The organism is Nostoc sp. DedQUE09 (genome assembly GCF_034530915.1).
Lineage (GTDB): Bacteria > Cyanobacteriota > Cyanobacteriia > Cyanobacteriales > Nostocaceae > Nostoc.
In genome coordinates, this window is the sequence record NZ_JAVRCE010000042.1 from 17458 (window position 1) to 42640 (window position 25183).

19 protein-coding genes and 1 pseudogene are annotated in these 25183 nt (G+C 43.1%); 6 read left to right on the forward strand and 14 right to left on the reverse strand.

The features are described 5' to 3' along the window. Positions 1–212 precede the first annotated feature (212 nt). A complete protein-coding gene (locus tag RMY27_RS23230; RefSeq protein WP_322667209.1) occupies positions 213–6242 on the reverse strand; it encodes a putative Ig domain-containing protein in 6030 nt (2009 codons plus the stop codon). A 510-nt stretch (positions 6243–6752) separates the two neighbouring features. Here RMY27_RS23230 and RMY27_RS23235 point away from each other — a divergent pair. Next, complete coding sequence (locus tag RMY27_RS23235; protein ID WP_322667211.1) at positions 6753–7901, forward strand: alanine--glyoxylate aminotransferase family protein; 1149 nt, start codon at positions 6753–6755, stop codon at positions 7899–7901. Positions 7902–8478: 577 nt separating this feature from the next. Here the strand turns inward: RMY27_RS23235 and RMY27_RS23240 are convergent. Next, a complete protein-coding gene (locus RMY27_RS23240; RefSeq protein ID WP_322667213.1) occupies positions 8479–9891 on the reverse strand; it encodes a hypothetical protein in 1413 nt (470 codons plus the stop codon). Positions 9892–10384: 493 nt separating this feature from the next. Continuing rightward, entirely contained in the window at positions 10385–10708 is a 324-nt protein-coding gene (locus RMY27_RS23245; protein WP_322667215.1) for a hypothetical protein, read from the reverse strand. Positions 10709–11100: 392 nt separating this feature from the next. Between RMY27_RS23245 and RMY27_RS23250 the strand changes: the two genes are divergently transcribed. After that, positions 11101–11874 carry an MlaE family ABC transporter permease gene (locus RMY27_RS23250; protein WP_292733175.1) on the forward strand — a complete coding sequence of 258 codons (774 nt, stop codon included), beginning with the start codon at positions 11101–11103 and terminating at the stop codon, positions 11872–11874. Between the two features lie 61 nt (positions 11875–11935). Here the strand turns inward: RMY27_RS23250 and RMY27_RS23255 are convergent, their stop codons facing one another. Then, positions 11936–12382 carry a hypothetical protein gene (locus RMY27_RS23255; protein WP_322667217.1) on the reverse strand — a complete coding sequence of 149 codons (447 nt, stop codon included), beginning with the start codon at positions 12380–12382 and terminating at the stop codon, positions 11936–11938. Between the two features lie 384 nt (positions 12383–12766). Here RMY27_RS23255 and cruF point away from each other — a divergent pair, with 384 nt between their 5' ends. After that, positions 12767–13675, forward strand: coding sequence for a gamma-carotene 1'-hydroxylase CruF (gene cruF / locus RMY27_RS23260; RefSeq protein WP_322667218.1), 909 nt, complete (start codon positions 12767–12769; stop codon positions 13673–13675). Positions 13676–13818: 143 nt separating this feature from the next. Then, on the forward strand, positions 13819–15024 hold the full coding sequence (gene cruG / locus RMY27_RS23265; protein WP_322667220.1) for a 2'-O-glycosyltransferase CruG: 1206 nt from the start codon (positions 13819–13821) through the stop codon (positions 15022–15024). Positions 15025–15179: 155 nt separating this feature from the next. Here cruG and rnhA read toward each other — a convergent pair whose 3' ends face one another. The 6 genes from rnhA to RMY27_RS23295 form a co-directional block, all read right to left on the reverse strand. Beyond that, complete coding sequence (rnhA, locus tag RMY27_RS23270) at positions 15180–16088, reverse strand: ribonuclease HI (protein WP_322667222.1); 909 nt, start codon at positions 16086–16088, stop codon at positions 15180–15182. Positions 16089–16222: 134 nt separating this feature from the next. Then, positions 16223–16966: a M50 family metallopeptidase gene (locus tag RMY27_RS23275; RefSeq protein ID WP_322667224.1), complete on the reverse strand. Its 744-nt coding sequence runs from the start codon at positions 16964–16966 to the stop codon at positions 16223–16225. Between the two features lie 237 nt (positions 16967–17203). Beyond that, positions 17204–18085 carry an FHA domain-containing protein gene (locus RMY27_RS23280; protein WP_322667226.1) on the reverse strand — a complete coding sequence of 294 codons (882 nt, stop codon included), beginning with the start codon at positions 18083–18085 and terminating at the stop codon, positions 17204–17206. Between the two features lie 297 nt (positions 18086–18382). Then, positions 18383–19105: a 6-phosphogluconolactonase gene (gene pgl, locus RMY27_RS23285; RefSeq protein WP_322667227.1), complete on the reverse strand. Its 723-nt coding sequence runs from the start codon at positions 19103–19105 to the stop codon at positions 18383–18385. Positions 19106–19370: 265 nt separating this feature from the next. Further along, a complete protein-coding gene (rph, locus tag RMY27_RS23290) occupies positions 19371–20114 on the reverse strand; it encodes a ribonuclease PH (RefSeq protein WP_322667229.1) in 744 nt (247 codons plus the stop codon). A gap of 123 nt (positions 20115–20237) precedes the next feature. Continuing rightward, the gene (locus tag RMY27_RS23295; protein WP_322636905.1) at positions 20238–20861 is read right to left on the reverse strand and encodes a nucleoside monophosphate kinase; all 624 of its coding nucleotides are present in this window, start codon (positions 20859–20861) and stop codon (positions 20238–20240) included. Between the two features lie 449 nt (positions 20862–21310). On the opposite strand from RMY27_RS23295, the gene RMY27_RS23300 reads away from it, so the two are divergent. Together RMY27_RS23300 and dcd are read left to right on the forward strand one after the other, a co-directional pair. Beyond that, the gene (locus RMY27_RS23300; RefSeq protein WP_322667230.1) at positions 21311–21847 is read left to right on the forward strand and encodes a P-loop NTPase family protein; all 537 of its coding nucleotides are present in this window, start codon (positions 21311–21313) and stop codon (positions 21845–21847) included. An 86-nt stretch (positions 21848–21933) separates the two neighbouring features. Then, positions 21934–22503, forward strand: a complete 570-nt coding sequence (gene dcd / locus RMY27_RS23305; protein ID WP_322667274.1) for a dCTP deaminase — start codon at positions 21934–21936, stop codon at positions 22501–22503. Positions 22504–22602: 99 nt separating this feature from the next. Here dcd and RMY27_RS23310 read toward each other — a convergent pair whose 3' ends face one another. From RMY27_RS23310 to thyX, 4 genes and pseudogenes are all read right to left on the reverse strand, one after another. Continuing rightward, a complete protein-coding gene (locus tag RMY27_RS23310; protein WP_289798521.1) occupies positions 22603–22938 on the reverse strand; it encodes a XisI protein in 336 nt (111 codons plus the stop codon). Then, complete coding sequence (locus RMY27_RS23315; protein ID WP_322667232.1) at positions 22926–23342, reverse strand: XisH family protein; 417 nt, start codon at positions 23340–23342, stop codon at positions 22926–22928. Before RMY27_RS23315 ends, RMY27_RS23310 begins: the two co-directional genes overlap by 13 nt. A gap of 100 nt (positions 23343–23442) precedes the next feature. Further along, positions 23443–24337, reverse strand: a pseudogene (locus RMY27_RS23320) (Rpn family recombination-promoting nuclease/putative transposase). 101 nt (positions 24338–24438) lie between these two features. Further along, on the reverse strand, positions 24439–25161 hold the full coding sequence (thyX, locus tag RMY27_RS23325; RefSeq protein WP_322667234.1) for an FAD-dependent thymidylate synthase: 723 nt from the start codon (positions 25159–25161) through the stop codon (positions 24439–24441). Between the last annotated feature and the right edge of the window lie 22 nt (positions 25162–25183).

The window sequence follows — 25183 nt, forward strand, 5'->3', positions numbered from 1 at the left end:
CGTCTCCCCTCCCCGCAAGCGGGGAGGGGATTAAGGGGAGCCAGCGCGGTCTTGGGGGTTTCCCCCATGAGCGACTGGCGTGTGGGGTGCAATGACTGTGGAAATCATAACTAATTATGCGAACATGATATGACTTTTTGCAAAAAAAAGCCTGTATTCATTGCTCAATAAAGCTTACAGGCTATATTACACCTATACCAAGTTACTTCAGACTAGGCGATACTCAAATTAACTCGGACAATCAAATCGTTGTAATCTCGATCGCCGCCATTAGCCAAATCCTCAAAGCCAAAAGCGTTATTGCCCAATAGGCGAATATGATCTGCTTGGTCAGTGTTAGCGCCCAAGAAGGAGAAGTAAACCGCCGGATCGTTATTGGTATTGCTATCAAGAATTGCATCAGCCCCGGCATTAACGATGATAAATGGGACGAAAATAGTACCAGGTTGGAAATTACCTGTGAAAGTTGCTGTACCTTGGTTAGCCACACTCAAATCAATACCAGCAACACGGTTACTAATAGCAGCTTGAGTATAACCCGTCTGTCCAACAAGCACATCTGCTGTACCATCGCCATTGGTATCGATGCCACCATTCTCATCAGTTATCTGATAAAAGCCGACAAAGTTGTTAAAAGCTGCTTCTCTATGAACCACAAATTCGGCTTGCACCAATTGTTTCACATCCCGTAAATCAATTAGTTCGGGTTCATATTTTCCTTGAAGACCAGTACCTAGAGGTGGATCTTGCTCTGTTGCTGCAATCTTGACAACCAAATTCTGGAAGTTGAGAGAGAACCCTGTATCGTCCACACTTGTATCTGAGGAAAAAAGCACCTGAGAAAAAGGGGTTTGTCCAGATAGCAGCGCCTGAGTAGTGCTGCTACGGATTAAATAAAATCTTAGGTTGGTTTCAGAGTTAAACTCCAGTAACCTGCTTAGGTCAGTGGGATTAAAACCATTCGGTAGTTTGGCAAGAGATGAAAGAAGCACCGTTGCCCGTTGGAGAGCTAGTTCGGTGTAATTTGCAGCATCAGGGGCTACGCCATTAATCCTACCTTCTGCATCGTCAACGACAAATACACCCAGTTCATTGACTTCTTCAGAGGTGTTGCTTTTAATCTTGACTGAGAGTTTGGCTTTTTCACCGTTAACTTGATTTTTGATCGTAAAGATATCACCTGTAATTCTTGTAAGTAGGCTAATTGATTCAGTCTCAGCAGTAATGCCTTGAGCAACGGTGAGTGCAAATACATCACTTACTTCAGCCCCAACCGAATCCTTGGCGGTAACTTTGATGTTCAAGCTACCCAAGTTATTATTCGTAGGAACCCCGCTGAAAGTACGCTTATTAGGATTGAAGCTTAACCAACTGGGTAGTGGATCGCCATTGTCTAAGGTAGCAGTGTAGGTTAGGGTATCTTCAATATCTACATCGCTAAAGGTGTTTTCAGGGATAGTGAAGTTAAAGGTAGTTTCTGCCGTAACTTTTTGGTCAGCGATCACCCGATCTACAATTGGTGGATTATTAGCTTTAGCAATTGTAAGTGCAAATACATCGCTAATTTCAGCAAGAGCCGGATCTGTGGCGGTGACTTTAATGTTTAAGCTACCCACATGATCATTCGTAGGTGTGCCGCTGAAGGTAAGCTCGTTAGCATTGAAGGTTAACCAACTAGGTAATGGCTCACCATTGTCTAAGGTAGCAGTATAGGTCAGGGTATCTTCCAGATCCACATCACTAAAAGTGTTTTCAGGAATGGTGAAGTTGAAGGTAGTTTTTGCTGTGGCTTTTTGGTCAGCGATCGCCCGATCTACAATTGGTGTGCTATTGAACTTAGCAACTGTTAATACAAACACATCACTGACTTCATCCCCAGAAAGATCCTTGACAGTGACTTTGATATTCTGATTACCCAAATCCTCCATCGTTGGAGTACCACTAAAATTCTGGGTAGCAGAATTAAAAGTTAGCCAACTGGGCAGTGGATCGCCGTTTTCGAGAGTTGCAGTGTAGGTGAGGCTATCGCCAGCATCGATATCAATGAAAGTATTTTCTGGGATAGTGAAATTAAACTGCGTATTTATGACTACCTTTCGATTAGCGATCGCCTCAACTAACTCTGGTGCATCGTTAACGTTCTTAACAGTGAGTGCAAAATCATCACTGACTTCAACGCCAAAAATATCTCTAGCAGTAACTTTAATGTTGAGGTTACTCACATCCGCATTTAAGGGAGTGCCATTAAAGGTTTTGGTAGCAGCATTGAAGCTTAACCAACTAGGTAGAAGATCGCCGTTTTCGAGAGTGGCAGTGTAAGTTAGGCTATCACCAGCATCAACATCAATGAAGGTGTCTTCTGAGAAAGTGAAATTGAAAACCGTGTCTTCTATTGCTTCTTGGTTTGCAATTTCGTTCATCACCTCTGGCGCATCATTGGCGTTTTTAACAGTGAGTACAAACACATCACTGACTTGAGCAAGAGCCGTATCTGTGGCAGTAACTTTAATATTCAGAATACTAACGTCTGCATTTAAAGGAGTACCACTGAAGGTTTTAGTATTAGCATTGAAGCTTAACCAAGTCGGCAGAGTGTTGCCGTTTTCCAAGGTTGCAGTGTAGGTGAGACTATCGCCAGTATCGATATCAATGAAGGTGTCTTCTGAGAAAGTAAAATTGAAAAGCGTGTCTTCTGTTGTTTCTGGATCTGCAATTTCATTCCTCACCTCTGGCGGATCGTTGACGTTCTTAACGGTGAGTACAAAAATATCGCTGACTTGAGCAGAAGCAGTATCTGTGGCAGTAACTTTAATGTTGAGACTACCCACATTCTCATTTAAGGGAGTGCCACTGAATGTTTTGGTCGCAGCATTGAAGATTAACCAACTAGGTAGAGAGTCACCGTTGTCGAGAGTCGCAGTGTAAGTGAGAATGTCGCCAGCATCGACATCCTTAAAGGTGTTGTCTGGGATAGTGAAGGTGAAACCTGTGTCTTCTGTTGCTTCTTTGTCTGCGATCGCCTGAAATACCTCTGGCGGATCGTTGGTGTTATTAACAGTGAGTACAAAAATATCACTGATTTTAGCCAGATAAGTATCTGTAGCAGTAACTTTAATGTTGAGGCTACCCACATTCTCATTTAAGGGAGTGCCACTGAATGTTTTGGTAGCAGCATTGAAGCTTAACCAACTCGGTAGAGAGTCACCATTTTCGAGAGTGGCAGTGTACGTGAGAGTATCGCCAGCATCGACATCCTTAAAGGTGTTGTCTGGGATAATGAAGTTGAAAAGTGTGTCTTCTGTTGCTTGTTTATCTGCGATCGCCTGAAATACCTCTGGCGGATCGTTGACGTTCTGAACGGTGAGTACAAAAATATCACTGACTTTAGCAAAAGCAGTATCCGTAGCAGTAACTTTAATGTTCAGGCTACCCACATTCTCATTTAAGGGAGTGCCACTGAATGTTTGAGTAGTTGCATTAAAACTCAACCAACTAGGTAAAGAGTCACCGTTGTCGAGAGTCGCAGTGTAAGTGAGAATGTCGCTAGCATCGACATCCTTAAAGGTGTTGTCTGGGATAGTGAAATTGAAAACCGTGTCTTCTATTGCTTGCTGGTTAGCGATTTCATTCACCACCTCTGGCGGATCGTTGACGTTCTGAACGGTTAGTACAAAAATATCACTGACTTTAGCAAAAGCAGTATCCGTAGCAGTAACTTTAATGTTCAGGCTACCCACATTCTCATTTAAGGGAGTGCCACTGAATGTTTGAGTAGTTGCATTAAAACTCAACCAACTAGGTAAAGAGTCACCGTTGTCGAGAGTCGCAGTGTAGGTGAGAATGTCGCTAGCATCGACATCCTTAAAGGTGTTGTCTGGGATAGTGAAGGTGAAACCTGTGTCTTCTGTTGCTTCTTTGTCTGCGATCGCCTGAAATACCTCTGGCGGATCGTTGACGTTCTTAACGGTGAGTACAAAAATATCGCTGACTTGAGCAGAAGCAGTATCTGTGGCAGTAACTTTAATGTTGAGACTACCCACATTCTCATTTAAGGGAGTGCCACTGAAGGTTTTGGTCGCAGCATTGAAGGTTAACCAACTAGGTAGAGAGTCACCGTTGTCGAGAGTCGCAGTGTAAGTGAGAGTGTCGCCAGCATCGACATCCTTAAAGGTGTTGTCTGGGATAATGAAGGTGAAAACTGTATCTTCTGTTGCTTGTTGAGGAGCGATCGCCTGAAATACCTCTGGTGGATCGTTGACGTTCTTAACGGTGAGTACAAAAATATCACTGACTTTAGCCAGATAAGTATCTGTAGCAGTAACTTTAATGTTCAAGCTACCCACATTCTCATTTAAGGGAGTGCCACTGAATGTTTGAGTAGCTGCATTGAAGCTTAACCAACTGGGTAGAGAGTCACCGTTTTCGAGAGTGGCAGTGTAGGTAAGAATGTCTTCAGGATCTTGATCTTGGAAGCTATCTGAGATTATGAAGTTGAAATTTATGTCTTCTGGAGTCTCTTTGTCTGCGATTTCCTTCACTAGTACTGGATTTTGGTTAACCCTGTAGCGTGCCACCGCAAAGTTATTGGCGCTTACTCCCGCGACTATTACCGTACCATCGTGTTGGGTAAGAGCATAAGCATTATCAGTAGTATTTATGCCGATATCAGTAGTGATAATGCCAGCAGTACCAAAGCTGGTGTCGAGACTACCATTGCTGTTGTAACGTACTAAAGCAAAGTTATTTTTACTCGAACCCGCCACAATAATTTTGCCATTAGCTTGCACGCTAACGCTGTAGGCTATGTCAGTACCGCCCAAGTTAGTAATGACCTTGCCAGCAGTACCAAAGCTGGTGTCGAGACTACCATTGCTGTCGTAACGTACCACAGCAAAATTATTATTACTCACTCCTACTAACAGAATCTTGCCATCGTCTTGCACACTAACGCTGTAGGCTATGTCAGTACTGCCCAAGTTAGTAATGACCTTGCCAGCAGTACCAAAGCTGGTGTCGAGACTACCATTGCTGTCGTAACGTACCACAGCAAAATTATTATTACTCACTCCTACTAACAGAATCTTGCCATCGTCTTGCACACTAACGCTGTAGGCTATGTCAGTACTGCCCAAGTTAGTAATGACCTTGCCAGCAGTACCAAAGCTGGTGTCGAGACTACCATTGCTGTTGTAACGTAAAACAGCAAAGTTACTATTACTCACTCCCGCTAACAGAATCTTGCCATCGTCTTGCAGAGCCATGCTGTAGGCTATGTCACTACTGCCCAAGTTAGTAATAACCTTGCCAGCAGTACCAAAGCTGGTGTCGAGACTACCATTGTTGTTGTAACGTACTACAGCAAAGTTACTACTACTCACTCCCGCTAACAGAATCTTGCCATCGTCTTGCAGGGCAATGCTGTAGGCTATGTCAGTACTGCCCAAGTTAGTAGCGACCTTGCCAGCAGTACCAAAGGTGCTGTCGAGACTACCATTGCTGTTGTAACGTACTACAGCAAAGTTATTATTACTCACTCCCGCTACCAGAATCTTGCCATCGTCTTGTATGACAATGCTTCTAGCAGTGTCGGTGGTATTAGTACCAATATCAGTAGTGACTTTGCCATCACTATCAAAGCTGGCATCAAGAACTACAGGTAGAATTGAAGCGTAGGTTGTTATTACTTCTTGCCCAAACGCTAAACGAGGAACAATAGGCGCTGTAGAAACCTCCAGTTCCCAATCACCACCTAATGCAGCACTCCCTGTCAAATCATTAGAGGCCGCTACTACTGCACCTGTCAATTCGCTCAGACAGCGTATAAACAATACACCTGGCTCGGTTTGAGCGACTTTGCAACCATACAGCAGTAGTTGTGCATCTTCAGCCAAAGCATTTGCCCAACCCATAAGTTGGGTTGCGTAACGATTGAGCGTTTCGTTGTTGAGTTGACTGTTGCCCAAATAGATGCACCCAGGTGCCCCGTGGGAAACAATGTGCAGACTATTGACTCCCTGATGAGACTCCAGCACTTGACTAATTTGCTCGATGCCATCTTGGTTGGCATCTAAGACTACAACTGAGGTCTCTGGTAATACACCCATTACCAAACTTTGGTAGTCATCGACCTGTGGGTCAATAAAAACTAGGCGAGTAGGATACAAGTCTAAAGTTGGTTTAATATTAATGCTGTGAGATATTTTGTGTATAGTAAGGTTTTTATTGCTACTATGCTTTATCATAATTGTCTAAGAGTAAATCCCTGATATTTAGCAAAAATGAAACTTTTTGCAGATCATTTCTTGTAGTTGCTTTCACTTTCAATGTAGGAATAAAATAAATCCTTTCCCTCGGTAAATCCACTAGTTTAATTAATGAAGATTTAGAAATTTTGGGCATAGAAAGTAGCTGAAACTTTTGATAAAAAAACTCAGTACACATCTATATCCCGACGTTGCATATTTGCGGGATGATTTAGCAACGTCCAAAATTTTCCCCCAGTTTCCCCTGCTTGTCTCAATTCATACCACTATTCTGCAATAGACCTCTTGCAAAAGTTCTTTTTGCACTCTTGTGGGAAAAGGGAAAAGAACAAACCTTTCCCCCTTTCCCTTTACCCTTTTCCCGACAAATGCCAAGAAGTCTAATGCCCTATTTCCAGATTTCCTGTTCCCTCCCTATACAAGTAAGTTCAGGAATGAAATCGGATTCCTATATGATCCGGTAAGTATCGTCTAAATGAAGAGAGATTTATGACGCAAACAATTTCAATTAACGACTCCGGGCGCTTGCAACTCACGCCGTTAGAAATCCCATCCCGTCTGCTGTTGGGGCCAGGGCCATCTAATGCCCATCCCACAGTTCTCCAAGCGATGAATACTTCACCCGTTGGGCATCTTGACCCAACTTTTCTCGCACTCATGGATGAAATTCAGTCGTTGCTACGCTACGTATGGCAAACAGAAAACTCACTTACCATTGCAGTCAGCGGTACGGGAACAGCTGCAATGGAAGCAACCATCGCCAATGCTGTAGAACCCGGTGATGTAGTTTTAATTGGTGTAGCTGGTTACTTTGGTAATCGCCTTGTGGATATGGCTGGACGTTATGGCGCTGATGTGCGAACCATTACCAAACCTTGGGGACAAGTCTTCAACTTGGATGAACTCCAAACTGCCTTACAAACTCATCGTCCAGCTATCTTAGCTCTAGTTCATGCCGAAACTTCCACGGGCGCACGTCAACCGTTGGAAGGGGTCGCTGATTTGTGTAGTGAATTTGGCACTTTGTTATTAGTGGATACGGTGACAAGTTTGGGCGGCGTCCCCTTGTTTTTGGATGCTTGGGGAGTTGACCTAGCTTATAGCTGTAGCCAAAAAGGGTTAGGTTGCCCACCTGGTGCTTCTCCTTTTACCATGAGTGCGCGTGCAGTTGAGAAATTGCAACAGCGGCAAACGAAAGTTGCAAACTGGTATTTAGATATGTTGTTGCTGGGCAAGTATTGGGGTGCTGAACGCACCTATCACCACACAGCACCTATTAATTTATACTATGCATTGCGGGAAGCACTACGTTTGCTTGCAGAAGAGGGATTAGCAAATTCCTGGCAGCGGCATCAAAAGAACGTAGAATATCTCTGGGAAGGTTTAGAGAATTTAGGACTGAGTATGCACGTTGAGCAAGAGTATAGACTGCCAACGCTTACCACTGTCCGCATTCCACCCGGCGTAGATGGTAAAGCGATCGCTCGACAGTTACTCAATGAACATAATATTGAAATTGGCGGTGGTCTTGGCGAACTCGCGGGTCTTGTTTGGCGCGTGGGATTGATGGGCTTTAATAGTCGAAAGGAAAGCGTTGACCAACTTTTAGCAGCACTGCGGCAGGTTTTGCCTAAGTAGTTTTGATATATGGTGCGTTAACAGTAGCTTAACGCACCTGAGAAAAAGAGCATCGGGCTAACTTCACTGCGAGAAAAAACCAACAACCAGCAGAGGCAAAAGTATTAAGACAGATACAATCAAAACGAGGGTTGCCGGCTCAATTTTAATGTGGTTATTTTGTGGATCGCGCATTTGGCACTATCTCGAACAATAAATATATTAACCAAGCCTAAATGATGGTTACTTTTTTTCCAACCCCAATCAGGTTTAGAAGTGTAAACTTTTTAGCCCATCAGCTTATTTCTTCCAAGGTAATTTAGTCCCCATTTCAGTTAAGGCTGAGAAGATAAGATAAAGAATGAGTAACCCAGCAGCCGCAAAGAAAGCGAGTAAATCGTTATCCATAAATGCCCCACGCTAAAACTTTGCTAATCATAGCGGAATCATCTAATCTTTAGCATTTTTCTGAGTCTGTAATCTTTGATCTTCTGGGTGCAAACTGTACCAGCCATACCAGTTAATACTTTTCGGATAAACCCAACAATATCTTTTTTGGTCTGGGAGAAAGGTTACTAGGTTTGGGGTAAAGGTAAATTCAAACCTTTTCCCTTTCCCCTTTCCCCTTTAACCAAAAAGTATTGCCATACCAGTGACGAACTGCTAGCCAAACCGCTGAAAGCAAACCCGCTAAACTAAGGGTTAGTCCGCTAAACGGTACTAATAATCCAAAAATAGGTAGCACTGCTCCAGCAATAGTGGCGACGATCGCAGCCAGGGAAGCACTGCGGCTAGCTCCCAATCCCCATGTTAAAATTAGTAAAATGATGGAAATTAAAGTCCAAGCCAACTGAGCATTGATAATGCGAGTTAGATAGGTCAAAGTCAACAGACAAGCAAAGAAAATACTACCAGCGATCGCAATATTTCTAAAACTCATTGGCAGTGACAAATATAACAATAATATCCACCACAAAAATATTGCCGGGGCTAGTAATAAAAGCCGGGGAATGATGCCAGTATGACGAATGGGTTCGGTGTTGGTAAAGACTCCAAAGGGATTTTTGACTGAAACATTATCGTCAAATATCCAAGTAAACTGAGTACTGCGTCCGTTAACTTTAATCTCATTCGGTACAACACCACTAGCAAAATCAGCCGGTGCAAAGTTGGCAATTGCTGTGAGGCGAAAATTAGAAAGCAACTGTCCTGCGGCGCTGTAAACCCAGCGAGGCCCGCCTTGAGCCTGATAGGTGACTCGAAAGGTGGTTTCTTCTCCCGGTTGCAACTGGAAGGGAAAGCCATAGTCTCCCGGATTAGTTTGTTGTAGCCTATTACCGTTACGCTCTACTTTGTAGCCAGCAAGCAGTGTGTAGCCGTTAGGCGGCGATGCTTCAAAAAAGAAATTATTAATATCCTTGAGTTGGTTAACTACTTTATAATCAGCAGTGTATTCCACGCGATAAATTGAACTGCGGCCTGGAACATCTACGCTTTGGTCTAGCTTGACTTGAATTTGCGAACCACCCAGCGTTAAAAAGCGGTTAATCTCTCGCGTATCATTGACTTTGACTATTTTGCCATTGGCTTGCGTGGTATAAGAGTATGGTTCCTGGATAGTGTAGCGGACTTGCGGGGCAGATTGTTCGAGCTTTTCACCTGCGACACTTTCAGCTACTTGAGCCACCTTTGTTTGTTCCCAATGGTGATATCGATTGCTCAAAGTCGAACAGAGAAAAAATCCCGGAACTAACAGAACTAATACTAGAGTTAAATGCTGTAATCCCCGCAACAGTTGGGAATAACGAACAGCCCATTCGCCAATGAATATAAATTGTTCCGGCTGGCTGCGACGCAGAGAAAAACTGATAAGTGCGATCGCAACTCCCAAAGCTACCACCAAAAATACTAATAACAGTGAAGCTTTGAGCGCTTGGGTTCCAAATTGAACAAGCTCAACTGGATGCGTCAAATCGGGTAATCCGGGAATACCTTGAGCAGAAGATGACATTGGTTAATTTTTACAGAATTTGGAGAATCAGACCAATAAAATCTCTTAAAAGTTTCTGGGCAATAGTTTTATTTGATACGCAACCAGTTTAAAGAAGTGCTGCGTTGGCGTAGCCAGCCCTCTGTCCCTGACTTGCTCGCCTGGAACTTGGTATAAACACCAAAAACCCGGTCTTTATGACCGGGTTTTTGAGGGAAAACAATGGGGATATATTCCCCGAAGGTTAGTTATAGAGGTTCAGTATAATATCGATGTTCTGATATTTACTACCACGCCATTGTTACCCATTCCGGAAAATTAGCTAAGAATTTTTGACTAGTCTTCTTTGATCTCCTAAAATACAGCAATCTACTACTGGTAGCATCAGCGTGTAGGATTGATAAATATTAATTTTCCGGCTTTTGGCTGATGAACAATGCATTTGGTAGCTGGCAAGAATGGCTAACAGTATTCACCTATCTAGGTTTTACCGTCTTCATTATCTGGCGCGTGTTTATCGCCGAGAAGAATTAAAAAAGCTGCATATCATCTCACCAGGGCCTTTTTGCTCAAAAGGCAAAACAGTCCCAGTTTGTTGAAGCTTGACTCGTTCGCGACAATTGTAAACCTCTGTAGGTCTTTTTATGCCATCTACGCTAACAATTGCTTTGTATTCCCAATAATTTTTGGCACTTCGGCTGATACTGAGAATGCAAATCTGGTGGCGTAGACCGTCGTAAACAGCGTAATTGCGGCATACAGATGCAAAAGCCGGATGTACCACGGAGAAAGGTAGTATTAATAGCAACAAAAATATTATGTATTTAATCCTGCTCATAAAAAATTGTTTAACATTATTTGGAAATATTATTAGATTTTTCAACCCTTTGAGTTGATTCAATTACTTTTCCTAGTTTGACGGACGAGAGATTGCAACCCCATAGCATACAATGCATGAGTTAATTGAACGTGAGTTCGACAAGTCTTATTTGACCTCTCCCCCAACCCCTCTCCGTGTCGGAGAGGGGAGCAAAAAGCTGAATTTTTCGTTGCTCCTCCCTTTCCGTTTCCCAGAGGGAGGCTGGGAGGGAGAGGTTCATCGAACTCACGTTAATTGAGAAAGTCAGATTACATCTGGCTGGGTTCCCACCATTTGTATCTGTAGTCTGATTTTGGAAAATTGACATAACAACAAATGTGCAAAAAAAGTCAGTCGTAAGGACGATAAAATTGCAACCAAAAACAAAATTTGAGCAATCTGGGATTACACGCTGTTTTGCAGCAATACTGCTCTTTGGTCAAGTGTGGCTACATTTACTCCAAGGGAAAACCTACTATCGCAAGATTTTGCAACATCTTGTTACCGCTGGACCAGGTTCTATCTCTCCAGTTCTCCTTGTCAGCGGTTTTGCAGGAATGATTTTTACTATTCAAACAGCGAGAGAATTAGTGCGATTTGGGGCTGTTGATGCAGTAGGAGGTGCTTTTGCCTTAGCTTTTTGTAGAGAATTAGCTCCAATTTTGACCGCTAGTATTATGGCGGGACAAGTAGGTTCTGCTTTTGCAGCAGAAATAGGTGCAATGAGAGTTACCGAGCAAATTGATGCACTTTATATGCTCAAAACCGATCCAATTGATTATCTAGTACTTCCTAGAGTAATTGCTTGTTGTTTGATGGTGCCTTTGATGACGATTTTGGCTTTAGTTACAGGCATCATTGGCGGAGTTTTTGCCGCATCAAAGTTCTACCAAATTATTCCCGAAACATTTTTAGAATCAGTTAGAAATTTTTTAGAACCGTCAGATTTGTTTATTATTTTGCTCAAAGGGTTTATTTTTGGAGTGCTGGTTGCTGTCATTGGCTGTAGTTGGGGTTTAACTACGAGAGGGGGAGCAAAGGAAGTAGGAGAATCGGCAACAAAAGCAGTTGTTACTAGTTGGGTATCTATTTTTATTATGGATTTTTTCCTATCTCTACTTCTGTTTGAACAGCCTGCATTTTGAACCCAAGTAAGTATTGAACCAACCCAACTCAGGCATCGCTTCCTTTTTCGGGTATACTTCATCACGTCAGCGGAATTTGAGAATATATGAACTTGTAGATTAGCGCACCCAAAGCTAAACCTCCCAATGAAAAGATAGAGGCAGTCGAAAAAGCTAACCCTTCCCTAAGACCCGCTCTTTGAAAATCTATCCTGACTAATATAGTCGCTGAAATGATGAGTAAAGTATCAAGAAATACCCGAAACCAGGCAATCATAATAAAGAATAAGAAAGCTGCTAAGACGGCAACGCCGAAAGACCTGGTATTTGATTGCAGAAAAAGACTGTAATAATATGTCATCTTCGGCCAAGGAGCGGTCAACGTTATGATTAAAAACAAGATAGCAATTACAGTTGCCACCCACACAAATATAGGAGCACGTGTTTCTGATATTACCCAGCCCAAAGTACTGTAACTCAGCAGTACTAGCGCCAGGGACACCCAAGGAACTCTTTTCAAAATTGACATGGGTTTATATTTCTAGTACAGGGTTAAGGTCTTATCGCATAAATTAAGTGTAGTAACTCAAGACTTTATTTTGCTTGAGGACTTGCTCAGTTTATGATAATTATCCTTCCTTAAGGATATCCCAGTATCAAAGGAGTTTTTCCGATACGGGTATCAGTGAGACAAAAAACCAGAAGTTTTTAGAGATAAAATTATGTATATTTTGAATATATGGCTTAAACTAGTAAGTTTAGCATCATATTTTATAACTTCAATCAATAGACTTTTATGCTGTTTACAAGAAAGCCAAACAAGTTTGTCGAGAATTGCGGTACAAAGTAGTTAAAGATTTGTAAACTGTTAGCAGCCGAGTAGCCGCGTGTCACATCTTGTTAAGGAATTATCATGAAACAACTTATTATTGCTGAACGCGTATGCCTCATTGGTCATATCGCGTCAAAAGCCTTTGGACTCGTAGGGATGCTACTGGTAGTACCTAATGCCGGAATAATTTTCAACTTATCGCAGGTAGGAGAAACTGCCGTACAGTTAAGTATGGCTGGCGGTGGTGTAGTTGATATCATCTTAGGGACAGTAGCTGTCTCTATTTATGCCTACCGGACGTTGGGATTAGGAACTTGGCTAGCATTTATGCTACCAGCAATGTTTATCTCTTTGGGAAGTGAACTACTGGGAACTAGTACAGGGTTTCCATTTGGTGATTATAGCTACTTGAGTGGCTTGGGTTATAAGATTGGAGGGCTAGTGCCTTTCACAATTCCTTTATCTTGGTTTTATGTTGGGCTGTCGTCTTATTTAATTGCGAGAACTGGTTTGCAAGTGGCTCAAAAACCCAGTTGGGGTCGCCATATTGCTGCGATCGCCGTTGGTGCTTTACTCTTCACTTGCTGGGACTTTGCCCTTGAACCGGCTATGAGTCAAACTTCTCTGCCCTTCTGGTATTGGGAACAACCAGGAGCTTTCTTTGGAACACCTTACCAAAACTATGTAGGTTGGTTTGGTACTAGCGCTCTGTTTATGAGTGTGGCAGGATTATTGTGGAGAAATGCCTCAATTAAATTAGAGCGATCGCAACTCAATCTGCCATTAGTCGTTTATTTAACTAACTTTGCATTCGCCGCCGGACTCAGCTTGGCAGCTGGATTCTCTATCCCTGTATTACTCGGCTTATTGCTAGGTGTGGTTCCGGCTGTGGTGCTGTGGTCAAGGAGTTCAACCACACCGGCTCAAGTTACTGTTGAGCCAGCAACCAAAGAAGTATCAGTAGCAAAGGTTGAGGTTGCCTTGAAATAAGCCTAGAAATTAGGGAGTCGGGAGTGGGGAGGCAGAGGGAGCAGGGGAGCAGAGGAGCAGAGGAGAAGTTGCAGTAAGTCTTTCCCCTCTGCTTCTATATCCAATCCCATACCCAATGCCCAATGCCCCATACCCAATGACTAATGACTAATGACAACGCTTTGATAGCAGAAAACGCTATCTCTCTTTTGTTGCTACTTATCCAAGTACCAGCAACAGCGATTCTGTTTTCACGCCTGTTAAAAGGGCCAAGACGCCATCCTCCAATAGAACCACAACAGCCAACACCTGAACTTTTGGGTAAGGTTAGCATAGTTGTTCCTACACTGAACGAAGCACTTCGCATTAGCCCTCTGTTGGCTGGTTTAAGTCAGCAAAGCTATGAAGTTCGGGAAATTATGGTTGTAGACAGTAAATCCAGTGATGGCACCCCCGACTTAGTAAAAGCCTCACAACAGAAAGATCCGCGCTTTCGCGTGATGACAGATGATCCCTTACCCTCTGGTTGGGTGGGGCGTCCTTGGGCCTTGCATAACGGTTTTCTATATAGCTCCGAGGCAAGTCAATGGTTCTTGGGGCTGGATGCTGATATCCAACCGCATCCTGGTTTAGTTGCTGGTTTAGTGAAGACAGCCGAAGCACAAGGCTATGATTTGGTTTCTCTTTCACCCCAATTCATCCTCAAATATCCTGGGGAGTGCTGGCTACAACCTGCTTTGTTGATGACTTTGCTTTATCGATTTGACCCGGCGGGGATCAATACAGAGCAACCAGAACGGGTAATGGCAAATGGCCAATGTTTTTTGTGTCGTCGCTCCGTTTTAGCTGCTGTGGGTGGTTATAGCAGTGCGAGTAATTCTTTTTGTGATGATGTCACCTTGGCACGCAATATTGCTATCCAAGGTTATAAAGTCGGCTTTTTAGATGGTGCCAAGGTATTAAAGGTACGTATGTATGAAGGGGCGATGGAGACGTGGAAAGAATGGGGGCGGAGTCTCGATCTTAAAGATGCAACTTCTCGCTCTCAGTTGTGGGGAGATTTATGGCTACTCACATCTGTTCAAGGTCTACCCTTTTTAATCGTCCTGACTTTTTTGTTGATTACTCCCACACTCTCATATTCGTCCACTCCCCCACTCTTGCTGCTGGGGCTGAATTTATTCCTGTTGGTGATTCGCTTTGCGATGCTAATAGCGATCGCACCTTCTTACGATCGCACAAACGCTAAAGGCAGCTGGTTATTCTGGCTTTCCCCTTTGGCTGATCCCTTAGCTGTGCTGCGAATCTTTTTATCTGCATTCCGTACCCCGCGCGAGTGGCGAGGACGCAAGTATAGTACTGAGTTGTGAGTTGTGAGTGCTGAGTAGAGAGTAGGGAGTGAGCAGTGAAGAGTTTAGAGTGAGGAGTTAAAAATTCAAAACTCAGCACGGGCTAAACGCCCCGCTATCACTAACAGCACTCAGCACTCAGCACTCAGCACTCAGCACTCAGCACTCAGCACTCCCTACTCCTCTTCCCCTCCTACTTGATCCCCGCGTTCCAATTCCCAAAGAATTTGATTTCCTTCACGGCGTACCCGTGACACTATCCAGTTTCGCCAGCGCCATTGATCTCCACGACTGGTGACAGCGCTGGCGTGGACATCCATCAAGTCTGCTAACTCAGAACTGGTGATTAAGTAGCCTTTTTCAGAAATTTCGTCAGCTATACGCAGAGTTTCGACCAAGCTGCGGAGTTGCGAAACCCTCATTTCTGGCGGTTTTTCATCGGTTACGGCCGCAGTTGGCCCGGTTGATGGTTCCATAACGGTTATTTCTGGTGCAGAAGTACTGATTTTTTGCGGATTTTGGTTAGTTATTCTAGAGTTTTTTTCATAATCAGCTACTTTTGCTACATTTATTTCATTTGTGGAAGGTAAAGATTTATAAAATTCTGTGGAAGATAATTGTTGTAGAGCAGGGGTTTTGCCACTAGCATAAGTGCGAGCGATCGCATCACAACGTTCGTTACCTATGTTACCAGAATGTCCCCGAACGTATTGCCATTTTACTTGTTGGGTATTGAGTTCATCTAAGATTTCTAAAAGGTCTTGGTTTTGAACGGGTTTACCATCTGACTTTTTCCAGCCTTTATTTTTCCAGCCTTTCACCCATTTGGTAACGCAGTTAATCAAGTATTCGCTATCGGTATGAAGGGTGATGGGTTGGGCTTGTTGAGATGTTTGCAGAAATTGAAGGGCGGCGATCGCAGCTTGCATCTCCATTTTATTATTAGTGGTATGAGGGGATGCATCGCCCATTTCGTGGATTGAGCCGTCGCTGAAGTAAACGACAACACCCCAACCGCCAGGGCCAGGATTGCCGGTGCAAGCACCATCGGTGTATATGCTTTGAATTATGGGTTGGGTGGACATGTTTAGGGTATCGAACCGCGAAGGTAAAAGTTATTAGCGGCGAATTTTTTAACAATATCCAGGCTATTATACTGATAAATTTTTACTTTAGTTCTGAAATCGCTTTGATGCTGCCTCTTACTCACTCTTACTGATTACTCAGAACGATAAGCAACGCGGAGACTTTGGATTAAAATCACCAGAGATGCGATCGCCATTAACCCGCCCCAAAACCAGTAAGGTAAAAGCAAATATCGCTGCATTTGCGCTGTATCAGAAATTCCCAGGGAACCAGCAGAACTACTAAATAGATAATCAAGTTGATGATACGTACTTACACAAGCTTGTACACCCAAAAATTGAATGACAAACCCTTGCGCCCAGCGAGGTGCTCTCAGAGCAATACCCAAGATTATTAAACCTAGTAAAGGAATTGCCACCAATCCAAACCAGGAACGCACCCAAATTAATGTGGACAACAGCAAAAAACTTCCTAAAATTTTTAAACAGAGGGTTGCTGCTGTAAAACTGCGGGAAGCTAGAATCAAAGCTGCACCGGCAAGAGGTGGCCCCATTGGCCCAGCTGCGGCGATTATTGCTGGGCCAATTGGCCCCAATGACGACCGGATGCCATAAGTTGCGACACCGGAACCATTGCTAAAAATCTGCAACCTCTGAAACTGTCCCCCTAATAGCAGTGCCATTAAGCCATGACCCATTTCATGAAACCAAGTTGCCAGAATTGTAAATGGGTATAAGATATAATCCCCTCCTGGTACTTGCCACAATAAAGCAGTTGCGATCGCTGCTGCAACTAGCCAGGTTAGCCCCATACGTTCAACAACTGGCGGGGCTTCTTTAGCGAGCAAGGTTTCAAAATTTTTACTTGGTTCCCTCATAGATCACTCATTGGCAGTGTATTTCCATCCATCCTAGTGTAATTATTAAGGTAATGGAATTGCTGGACAATGTAATAATTTGCACATCGAAGCGACGGCTGTCAACTATAGTGCTATCAATAACAACATAGTTACCCGTCGCTTATCTGATGCAGTTCATTTGTTTCTCCTCCAAAATGGATGCCGGAGGATGGGCAGAAAATACTTAGACTGATGTTACAATTTAGCAAGAATCAGTTAAGCAAGTTGAAAGAGGAATGTCATCAAGTCTCCTTTACCCAAGCTGATGCGATCGCCTGGTCGCAAGCGATGACGGTTCCCTGGTAAAAGTGGCAAATTATTGATGTAAGTGCCATTAGAACTTCCCACATCCTCTACATAATGGGCATCCCCCTCGACGCGAATATCTGCATGAATCCGCGAGACAATTTCGGAATTGGGAAATCCTGAAACATCTATATCTGGAGGAATCCGGTCATTGGGCTTGCCGATATGAATCACAGAGAAATTTTGCGGCAATTCAATTAAGCGATCGCTTTGAACGTGGAGTAACCGCGCTGTAACCTGCTGCAATTGCGTTCTGGCAGCAGTTGCAGTTGGTGCTGGTGCTGCTGGCGGGGATACTTCGGCTTCAGAGGCTGGTGCTGGCTCCACAGGTGGTGGAGTCGGAATACTACTTTGTCCAGAGACTACGGGTTGAGCTACAACGGTTGACGCTGCCTCTGGGGGACTACTGACTGTAACAGGTAACTGTGGCGCTGGTTCTGGCGGAACTTCCACCTCTGTTGGTGGTAAAGATGATTCGGGAGGACGGGAGTTGGTAGAACCGCTCATTCCCAAGGCATCTGGTTGTAAAAGTTCTAATAGTGGATCGGGTGGAACTAACGCTGGTACTTCCACGGGAATATTGGGAGTGACTGTTGTAGCTACTGCGGGATGAACGTGTGGAACTCCTGCGGAGTGAAGGTTATAGCCACACTGACCACAGAATGCAGCATCTGCCTGCACAGTTGCCCCACAACTGGGACAATTAGTAGTCGCAGGTAACGGTGTATAACAAGCTTCACACTGAACAGCGCCGTCAGGGTTGGGATGATTGCAATTAGGGCAGACGATCATCGATATTTAGCCTTTGTTCAAGATCATCATAAATATAGTTAGGACTGGCAAGCAGAGGGCGGCCCTAGCTTTAGATTCTAGCAATTACTGCTAATGGAACAATGAATTGGACACTCTTATGCGGGAAAGGAGAGCAGGGGAAGCAGAGGGGTAGGGGAGCAGAGGAGCAGAGGGGCAGGGGAGCAGAGGGGCAGGGGAAATAATAGTAACTCCTAACTCCTAACTCCTAACTCCTAACTCCTAACTCAGCACTCAGCACTCAGCACTCAGCACTCAGCACTCCCAATTCCCCATTCTTCAATGTTGAAGTTCCAAACCTGCTGCCGCATCCAGCAGCCACCAAAGTTCTCCTTGGGGCTTAATTAAGCGGGATGGGTAAGTGAAGTCATCAGCTACAGGTGCAAAGACTTGAGCTAAAGCTGGTCGTTTATTAGCACCAGCAACCAGAAAAATCACGCTACGAGCAGAGTTGATGAAGGGATATGTGAAACTTATCCTGGGGTTTCCGTCTTTGTTACCCACAGTTATAAGGCGATCGCGTACTTTAAGAGCCTCTGTATGGGGAAACAAAGATGCGGTATGTGCATCATCACCCATTCCTAGTAATACTACATCCAAGGGGGGAAACTCGATCCCAGAAGAATGGAAAAATTCTTTGAGATGTTGTTCATACTTGGCAGCAGCCAGTTCTGGATTGGCTTCTAAAGTTGGTACGGGGTGAATGTTAGCCGCTGGGATGTCAACGCGATCTAGCCACGCACGACGCGTCATCAGTTCATTGCTATCGGGGTGATCTGGTGGTACGTAACGCTCATCTCCCCAGAATATATGAATTTTATCCCAAGGTAGTTTTTGAGTAGCAATTGCTTCGTATAACGGTTTAGGTGTACTGCCACCAGACAAGGCGATGGTAAACCGCCCACGCTGCTCAATCGCAGTTTCTAACTTGGACAGAATTAATTCTAGCGCTCGTGCAACCAGCGTCGGTTGATCCGGTAGAACTTCAACGGTTTTATTCATGGCTTCATCATCATATTGCTGGCTTCTGGCAATACAATACCGAACTTATTACAATCCCCCTTTTTAACTTTTGAAACATTTAACATAGTGGATTAAGTAGACTGGAAAAACATAGATATCCTTATCACCTTCAAGGGTAAGTTTTCAGTAGTCAGTCGTACTAACTACTGTCATGATTATTTTTATTTACATCCAGTTACTTGATACTTTGTTGATTAACGCCATAAAGGATACATTTATTAATTCTTATTAAAAATTAATAAAACTAATTAATCACAAACAACGTTTCCCAGTTAGGGATCGCTTCACGTTGGGCAATTAACAATTCCTGAATTCCTTTTTGGGCGACATCTAGCAGTTGATCTAGCTGAGTGCGGCTAAAGCTGCCTTCTTCGGCTGTTCCCTGGACTTCAATGATTCCCAGATGGTGATTCATCACCACATTAAAATCTACCGTTGCAGCCACATCTTCAATATAGTCTAAATCCAAAAATGGCTCTCCCTCCAGTAATCCTACGGAAACTGCTGCTACCTGTCCACACAAAGGCGATCGCTCCAATACGCCCTCTTGCAATAATTTAGAGACTGCATGAGCCAACGCCACAAACGAGCCTGTAATGGCTGTTGTTCGAGTTCCGGCATCTGCTTGCAACACATCAGCATCCACAGTCAGCGTGCGTTCTCCCAGTGCCTCAAAATCCACTGCTGCACGTAAGCTACGTCCAATTAGACGTTGAATTTCTTGCGTCCGTCCAGATAATTTCAATAATTCCCTTTCTTGGCGTTTTTGAGTAGCTGATGGTAACATTCGATACTCAGCGGTTAGCCAGCCTTTACCAGATCCTTCAAGAAACTTTGGAACTCCCTTATTAACACTAACAGTACAAAGTACTTGCGTATCACCGCATCTTGCAAGAACAGAACCGGGGGCAAAGCGGGTGAAACTGGGGTGAAAGCTAATCGGACGTAGTTCGTAAGAAATCCGACCGTCAGGACGCTGCCAAGCCATTGGAATTGCCTCAAGTTTTACAATACTGCCTTAAGATTACTTTAGTGTTATTGGGCATTGGGCATTGGAAAGAATTCTTCCTAACTCCTCACTCAGCACTCCTCACTCAGCACTCAGCACTCTTCAAGGAACTGAAAGCAGAGTCAAAATATTTTGCTGTACCATTTCTGGTGATTGGTCGCCGTTGATGGTCAACAAGCAGCGACGACGGTCGTAATATTCTAGGATGGGAATAGTGCGATCGTAGAATAATTCTACACGGCGCTGTACGATTTCTGGTTGGTCATCTGGTAGCGATCGCCCCAAGGATCGACTAACCATAACTGCTTCCGGGACTTGGAGATAAATTGCCCAATCTAACTTTTGCCCTAAATCATCCAATAAAAAATCTAATTCTTCAGCTTGGAAGGCAGTACGGGGATAGCCTTCTAACACCCAATCGCAGTTAATATCTGGTTGTCTGAGGCGAATTCGGATCAATTCAATGATCATTTCGTCTGGAACTAACTCCCCTTTTTGCATGTAGGGTCGTGCGTGGTAGCCTAGTTCACTCAAGCTAGCGTAAACCGAAAGAGAAGTCCGGGGATCGGCTTCCAACCATCGAAATTCCGGCAGGGGCTGATTGCCAGATATTGCTTCTCGTAAAATCTCACCTGTGGAAATCAGAGGAATATCAAAGTATCTGCAAAGCCTCTGTGCTTGAGTGCTTTTCCCCGATCCTGAACCTCCCAGAATCACCAATCTCACAACGATTTACTCCTCATCCTGTCAAATTCACTACTAGCTAAGTCTGTTTTGCCCAAACAACCGACAAATTTAATATTTAGCGATTTTTAGGCGTTGTGCCTAGCTTTTTTAAATAATTGGAACTAGAGATTTTATGTTTTCATTTTTACAACTCATTACAGAGGAAAGACGAAAACTTACAGCAGTTAGCGGTTTTATAAACTACATCTAGAGACGTTATATGCAAAGTCTCTACAGGCTTTCGGGTTTTGTCTATGTACTTCATTTACCTGAAATCTGCTGTAAATCAAGCAGAACTCTTGACTTCAATACAAACCTAGTGTTGACTAAGAATGCAATTTGCCAAATCCACCATACCTGTGAAAAACAGATTGATTATACAGGCAAATTTGTCAGTTTTACTGCCAGTAATAACCCTTTACTTATTGTATTTTTTTGAACTTAACTTTATGGTTGCCCAGCTAGAAACTCAAAGTATCAATTCAACCCTAACTCTACCATATCCAGTTGAAGGTCTAGTACAAGTTTTCACTAGCTCACATCGTAACTTTTTTACGAGCGTGATGGCTCAATCACTGAGAATAGCTGGACAAGGAACCCCAGTATTAATAGTACAGTTTCTCAAAGGAGGTATCCGCCAAGGACAAGATCGACCTATACAATTAGGACAAAATTTAGATTGGATTCGGTGTGATTTGCCTCGTTGTATCGATACACCACATTTAGACGATACAGAAAATCAAGCCTTACAAAAGCTGTGGCAGTATACACAACAAGTTGTGTGTGCGAGTAAGTATTCTCTCGTGGTGTTAGATGAGTTAAGTTTAGCGATTAACTTTGGTTTAATTCCTGAAACAGAAGTTTTAGCGTTTTTGGCAAAACGCCCTCCCCACGTCGATATTATTCTCACAGGGCCAGAGATGCCAAAATCCCTCTTAGATGTAGCAGATCAAATTACAGAAATCCGTCGGAGTTATCGACCTTAAACAAAAGACTCAATTCAGGATATCCTAGTAATTCCGTTTGAATTAGCTGTGAAGTTGTGATTAAAAACGATATCTGGATTACTGAAATGGCTCAACAGGGTTTAATTTCACCCTTTGAGCCAAGTTTAATCCGAAAAGTGCAAAAAGATGGATCGGTAGCAGTTAAACATGTAATTAGCTACGGTTTATCTTCTTATGGCTACGATATACGCCTTTCTTCGGCCGAGTTCCGCATTTTTCGTCACATTCCCGGAACTGTGGTCGATCCCAAAAACTTTAATCCTCAAAATCTGGAGCCAACAGCACTGCATACCGATGCTAATGGCAGTTATTTTATTTTACCTGCTCATTCCTATGGACTTGGGGTTGCTCTAGAAAAACTAGAGGTTCCTGAGAATATTACTGTAATTTGTATTGGAAAATCTACGTATGCACGTTGTGGCATAATAGCAAACCTAACGCCTGCTGAGGCTGCATGGCGAGGTCATTTAACTTTAGAATTTTCCAATTCTTCTAGCGCAGACTGTCGCATTTACGCTCATGAAGGAGTGGTGCAATTGCTATTTTTAGAAGGCGAACCCTGCGCTATTAGTTATGAAGCAAGACAGGGGAAATATCAGGATCAGCTAGAGATTGTAACTCTAGCTAAAGTCTAAATGACAAGAAACTAATCTTGCCTTACTTAGATCCTGCTTTGCTAACTATTGTGCGATCGCTCTAAATCATACCCAAAAATCAAAGTGCGATCGCTTGCTTTATCCCACTGCAAATTCTGTCAGCTTTCGCATATAAGGAGGCTGATAAGCCAGCACTATATCTTGCTTAGGAATACCATACTCTATTAATTCATTAGCCACGCCAATCTCAGTCCCATCATACTGAATCCAAATCTTACCATCTCGAATATCTAGATGAATTAAACAGCCATAAACTCGACGACGATTTTCCCACCCCGTATTCACAACTTGATAATGATTTTGTTGCACATCAAAAATAGTTTGTCGTTCGATTTCACCATAGGCAGGTTTAATCTGAGCATGAATTGTCAAAACTTGCTGGATGATTTGTCTATACTTTGCTAGTTTATCCATTGTACAATTACCTCATTTTCCGGGTCAAATACTAGCAGTTTCAATTGATATTCATGAATACTCAGTTGTGGCAATTGCCGTGAGAAAAAATCTTCATAAGTTGCTAGCGGAACTGCTAAATAGAGAACTCGCTCTGGTTCTTTTAGTTTTAGTGCAACTCGATAATTTAAACATTGTCCTAAAGCTGTATGAAATTCGTAAATTGCAGAAGGAGCAACAAAACTCTTGATTTCTACAGCAATTCTTTCGTCTTGTTTTTGGGCAGCGATTAACCGTTCTGCACCCAGATCAATTTGCAATTGTCCATCTGCTAAATCAATAGACAGTGGATCGTGTGTAATTGTCCAGCCATCTTTTTGCAAAGCCAATCTAACTAAATTATGGAAAATATCTCTTGCAGACATTCATTAAAATTTTAAGTGTAATAACTCGAAAATTTTATAGTCTAAACTTTCATCATATTCTAGCTCTCAGGCAGGAGTTGGTGCGATCGCTTGCTTTATCCTACAAAACATTCCGTAACTCTTGAATTGTATTTGCTACAACAATCTTGCGTAAAATCTCTTTCAATTGCCCTAAGTCAGAAATTTGCGAAATTTGCGACATCAACTCCAAACCATTGCTGCCAAATTTCGCCTCTAAACTTGTTTCGATACTAGAGATTATTCCACGTACTTCTCCTCTTGCTTCTCCTCTTGCTTCTCCTCGTGCTTCTCCTTCTGCTTCTCCTCGTGCTTGCCCCTCACGTAAAATTTCTTGATACCAAGGTGACTCTCTTAAGACTGTCATATCCCACCTCATGATTTCCTGAACTAAAGTACTTTCTAATACAAAGGTTGCAAAAAATGCCAGAACTGTCTCAAGTTGATTTAATTGCTCATCAGCACGTAGCATTCGCAATGCTTCCCTAATTGTAGACTCGTTTTCTCCGCCTTTTAGAATTGGTACAAAGGGAAGCAGCGACGGTAACGGCGTCTCAAAAGCAATATTTACATCAACTTCCCAGAGATTGATTACGCGGTAATCTTGAATTGCTCTTAAACCGATAAAATTTGATGCAAAGCTTGTAGGTATTTCACTGTTAGTGATTTTGAGAATGTTAATCAGTACAGGGTAGGTTTGTAGTTTATATTTCTCTTCCGCAAGAGCCGCATAAGCACGCATCCGACGCGGCATTTCTGATGTGTGGCGTAATTACTAACTCATTGAGGATGAGAAATTTTCCGTATTGGGGACTTTCAGCCTGAATTACAACATCGCTTTGTCGGCTAATCCATTGGAATTCTGTATTTAAGATTTCGCCTGTAACAATGTCGGGAATTCCTGTTACCCATTTTGCCTAATTATTTGGTGCAAGGCTGATTAATTTTTTAGTGCTAATATCGACAGCTTTGTTCATCAAAAAAAATAGATGCGATCGCCCGAAATCAAACCCAATAACTCCGAGGATAATCGCTTCGCCTTATCCTACCGCAAATTATGTCAACTTTCAGCCATTATCTAAGGTGCTAACCTGGCTTTACCTAGACGCTGCTTTTCATACCATTGTGCGATCGCAGGTGCCCAATCTTCAAAATGAGGCCACATCATTTCACACAACTTTTGAATTTCCAGTTGAGCATCTTTCTTATTTCTCAGGTCACAAAAATGTAAGAAAGACCTTAAATTGAAACTAACTACAAAATGCTGGCGATAGTCAAAAGGCACTTTACCTCTAGCGTGTTCTTCAGACATTCCCGCTTCAAAATCAGCTTTATATCGTTTAGCTGCTTCTAAACACCACTCCAAATCTGCTGCTCGTTGCTCTAGTGAATAGTGATACTTTTTACCTTGCCTATCAGTGTAATAACCAACGGGACGTAGATAAAAAACATCTTCTATGTCTTTCTTACCTTCTACTACGTCAATAAATTGGTTGCCTGTATACCTAAAAGATTGTACATCAAATGATACAGAAACGCGATGAGTCCGCGCCTGCTGCATCACACTGTGGGGAAAGTAGCCACAATTAAAAACAATCTGGGGATGCTCTAAAGGCCCATAGTGTCCCCTCTCACCCGCTAAAAGCCGCTTAACAATAACTTCGCCGCTTTGTGATTCCGAGGGCCAGGAGTCGCGCTCATCAAACACGAACCCATCGGTATAGTCCTGGTGCATCGCGGCATAAATCACCTGCTGCGGGTTTGGTGTTTTGGCAATAACCTCTACTCGAAATCGATGCATTAGCTGTTGGGGAATGGATTGG

Bases quoted from the DNA above. Each gene is read 5' to 3' on its own strand.
- RMY27_RS23230 (WP_322667209.1), bottom strand. From the start codon at position 6,242: ATGATAAAGCATAGTAGCAATAAAAACCTTACTATACACAAAATATCT.
- RMY27_RS23235 (WP_322667211.1), top strand. From the start codon at position 6,753: ATGACGCAAACAATTTCAATTAACGACTCCGGGCGCTTGCAACTCACG.
- RMY27_RS23240 (WP_322667213.1), bottom strand. From the start codon at position 9,891: ATGTCATCTTCTGCTCAAGGTATTCCCGGATTACCCGATTTGACGCAT.
- RMY27_RS23245 (WP_322667215.1), bottom strand. From the start codon at position 10,708: ATGAGCAGGATTAAATACATAATATTTTTGTTGCTATTAATACTACCT.
- RMY27_RS23255 (WP_322667217.1), bottom strand. From the start codon at position 12,382: ATGTCAATTTTGAAAAGAGTTCCTTGGGTGTCCCTGGCGCTAGTACTG.
- cruF (WP_322667218.1), top strand. From the start codon at position 12,767: ATGAAACAACTTATTATTGCTGAACGCGTATGCCTCATTGGTCATATC.
- cruG (WP_322667220.1), top strand. From the start codon at position 13,819: ATGACTAATGACAACGCTTTGATAGCAGAAAACGCTATCTCTCTTTTG.
- rnhA (WP_322667222.1), bottom strand. From the start codon at position 16,088: ATGTCCACCCAACCCATAATTCAAAGCATATACACCGATGGTGCTTGC.
- RMY27_RS23275 (WP_322667224.1), bottom strand. From the start codon at position 16,966: ATGAGGGAACCAAGTAAAAATTTTGAAACCTTGCTCGCTAAAGAAGCC.
- RMY27_RS23280 (WP_322667226.1), bottom strand. From the start codon at position 18,085: ATGATCGTCTGCCCTAATTGCAATCATCCCAACCCTGACGGCGCTGTT.
- pgl (WP_322667227.1), bottom strand. From the start codon at position 19,105: ATGAATAAAACCGTTGAAGTTCTACCGGATCAACCGACGCTGGTTGCA.
- rph (WP_322667229.1), bottom strand. From the start codon at position 20,114: ATGGCTTGGCAGCGTCCTGACGGTCGGATTTCTTACGAACTACGTCCG.
- RMY27_RS23300 (WP_322667230.1), top strand. From the start codon at position 21,311: ATGGTTGCCCAGCTAGAAACTCAAAGTATCAATTCAACCCTAACTCTA.
- dcd (WP_322667274.1), top strand. From the start codon at position 21,934: ATGGCTCAACAGGGTTTAATTTCACCCTTTGAGCCAAGTTTAATCCGA.
- RMY27_RS23310 (WP_289798521.1), bottom strand. From the start codon at position 22,938: ATGGATAAACTAGCAAAGTATAGACAAATCATCCAGCAAGTTTTGACA.
- RMY27_RS23315 (WP_322667232.1), bottom strand. From the start codon at position 23,342: ATGTCTGCAAGAGATATTTTCCATAATTTAGTTAGATTGGCTTTGCAA.
- thyX (WP_322667234.1), bottom strand. From the start codon at position 25,161: ATGCATCGATTTCGAGTAGAGGTTATTGCCAAAACACCAAACCCGCAG.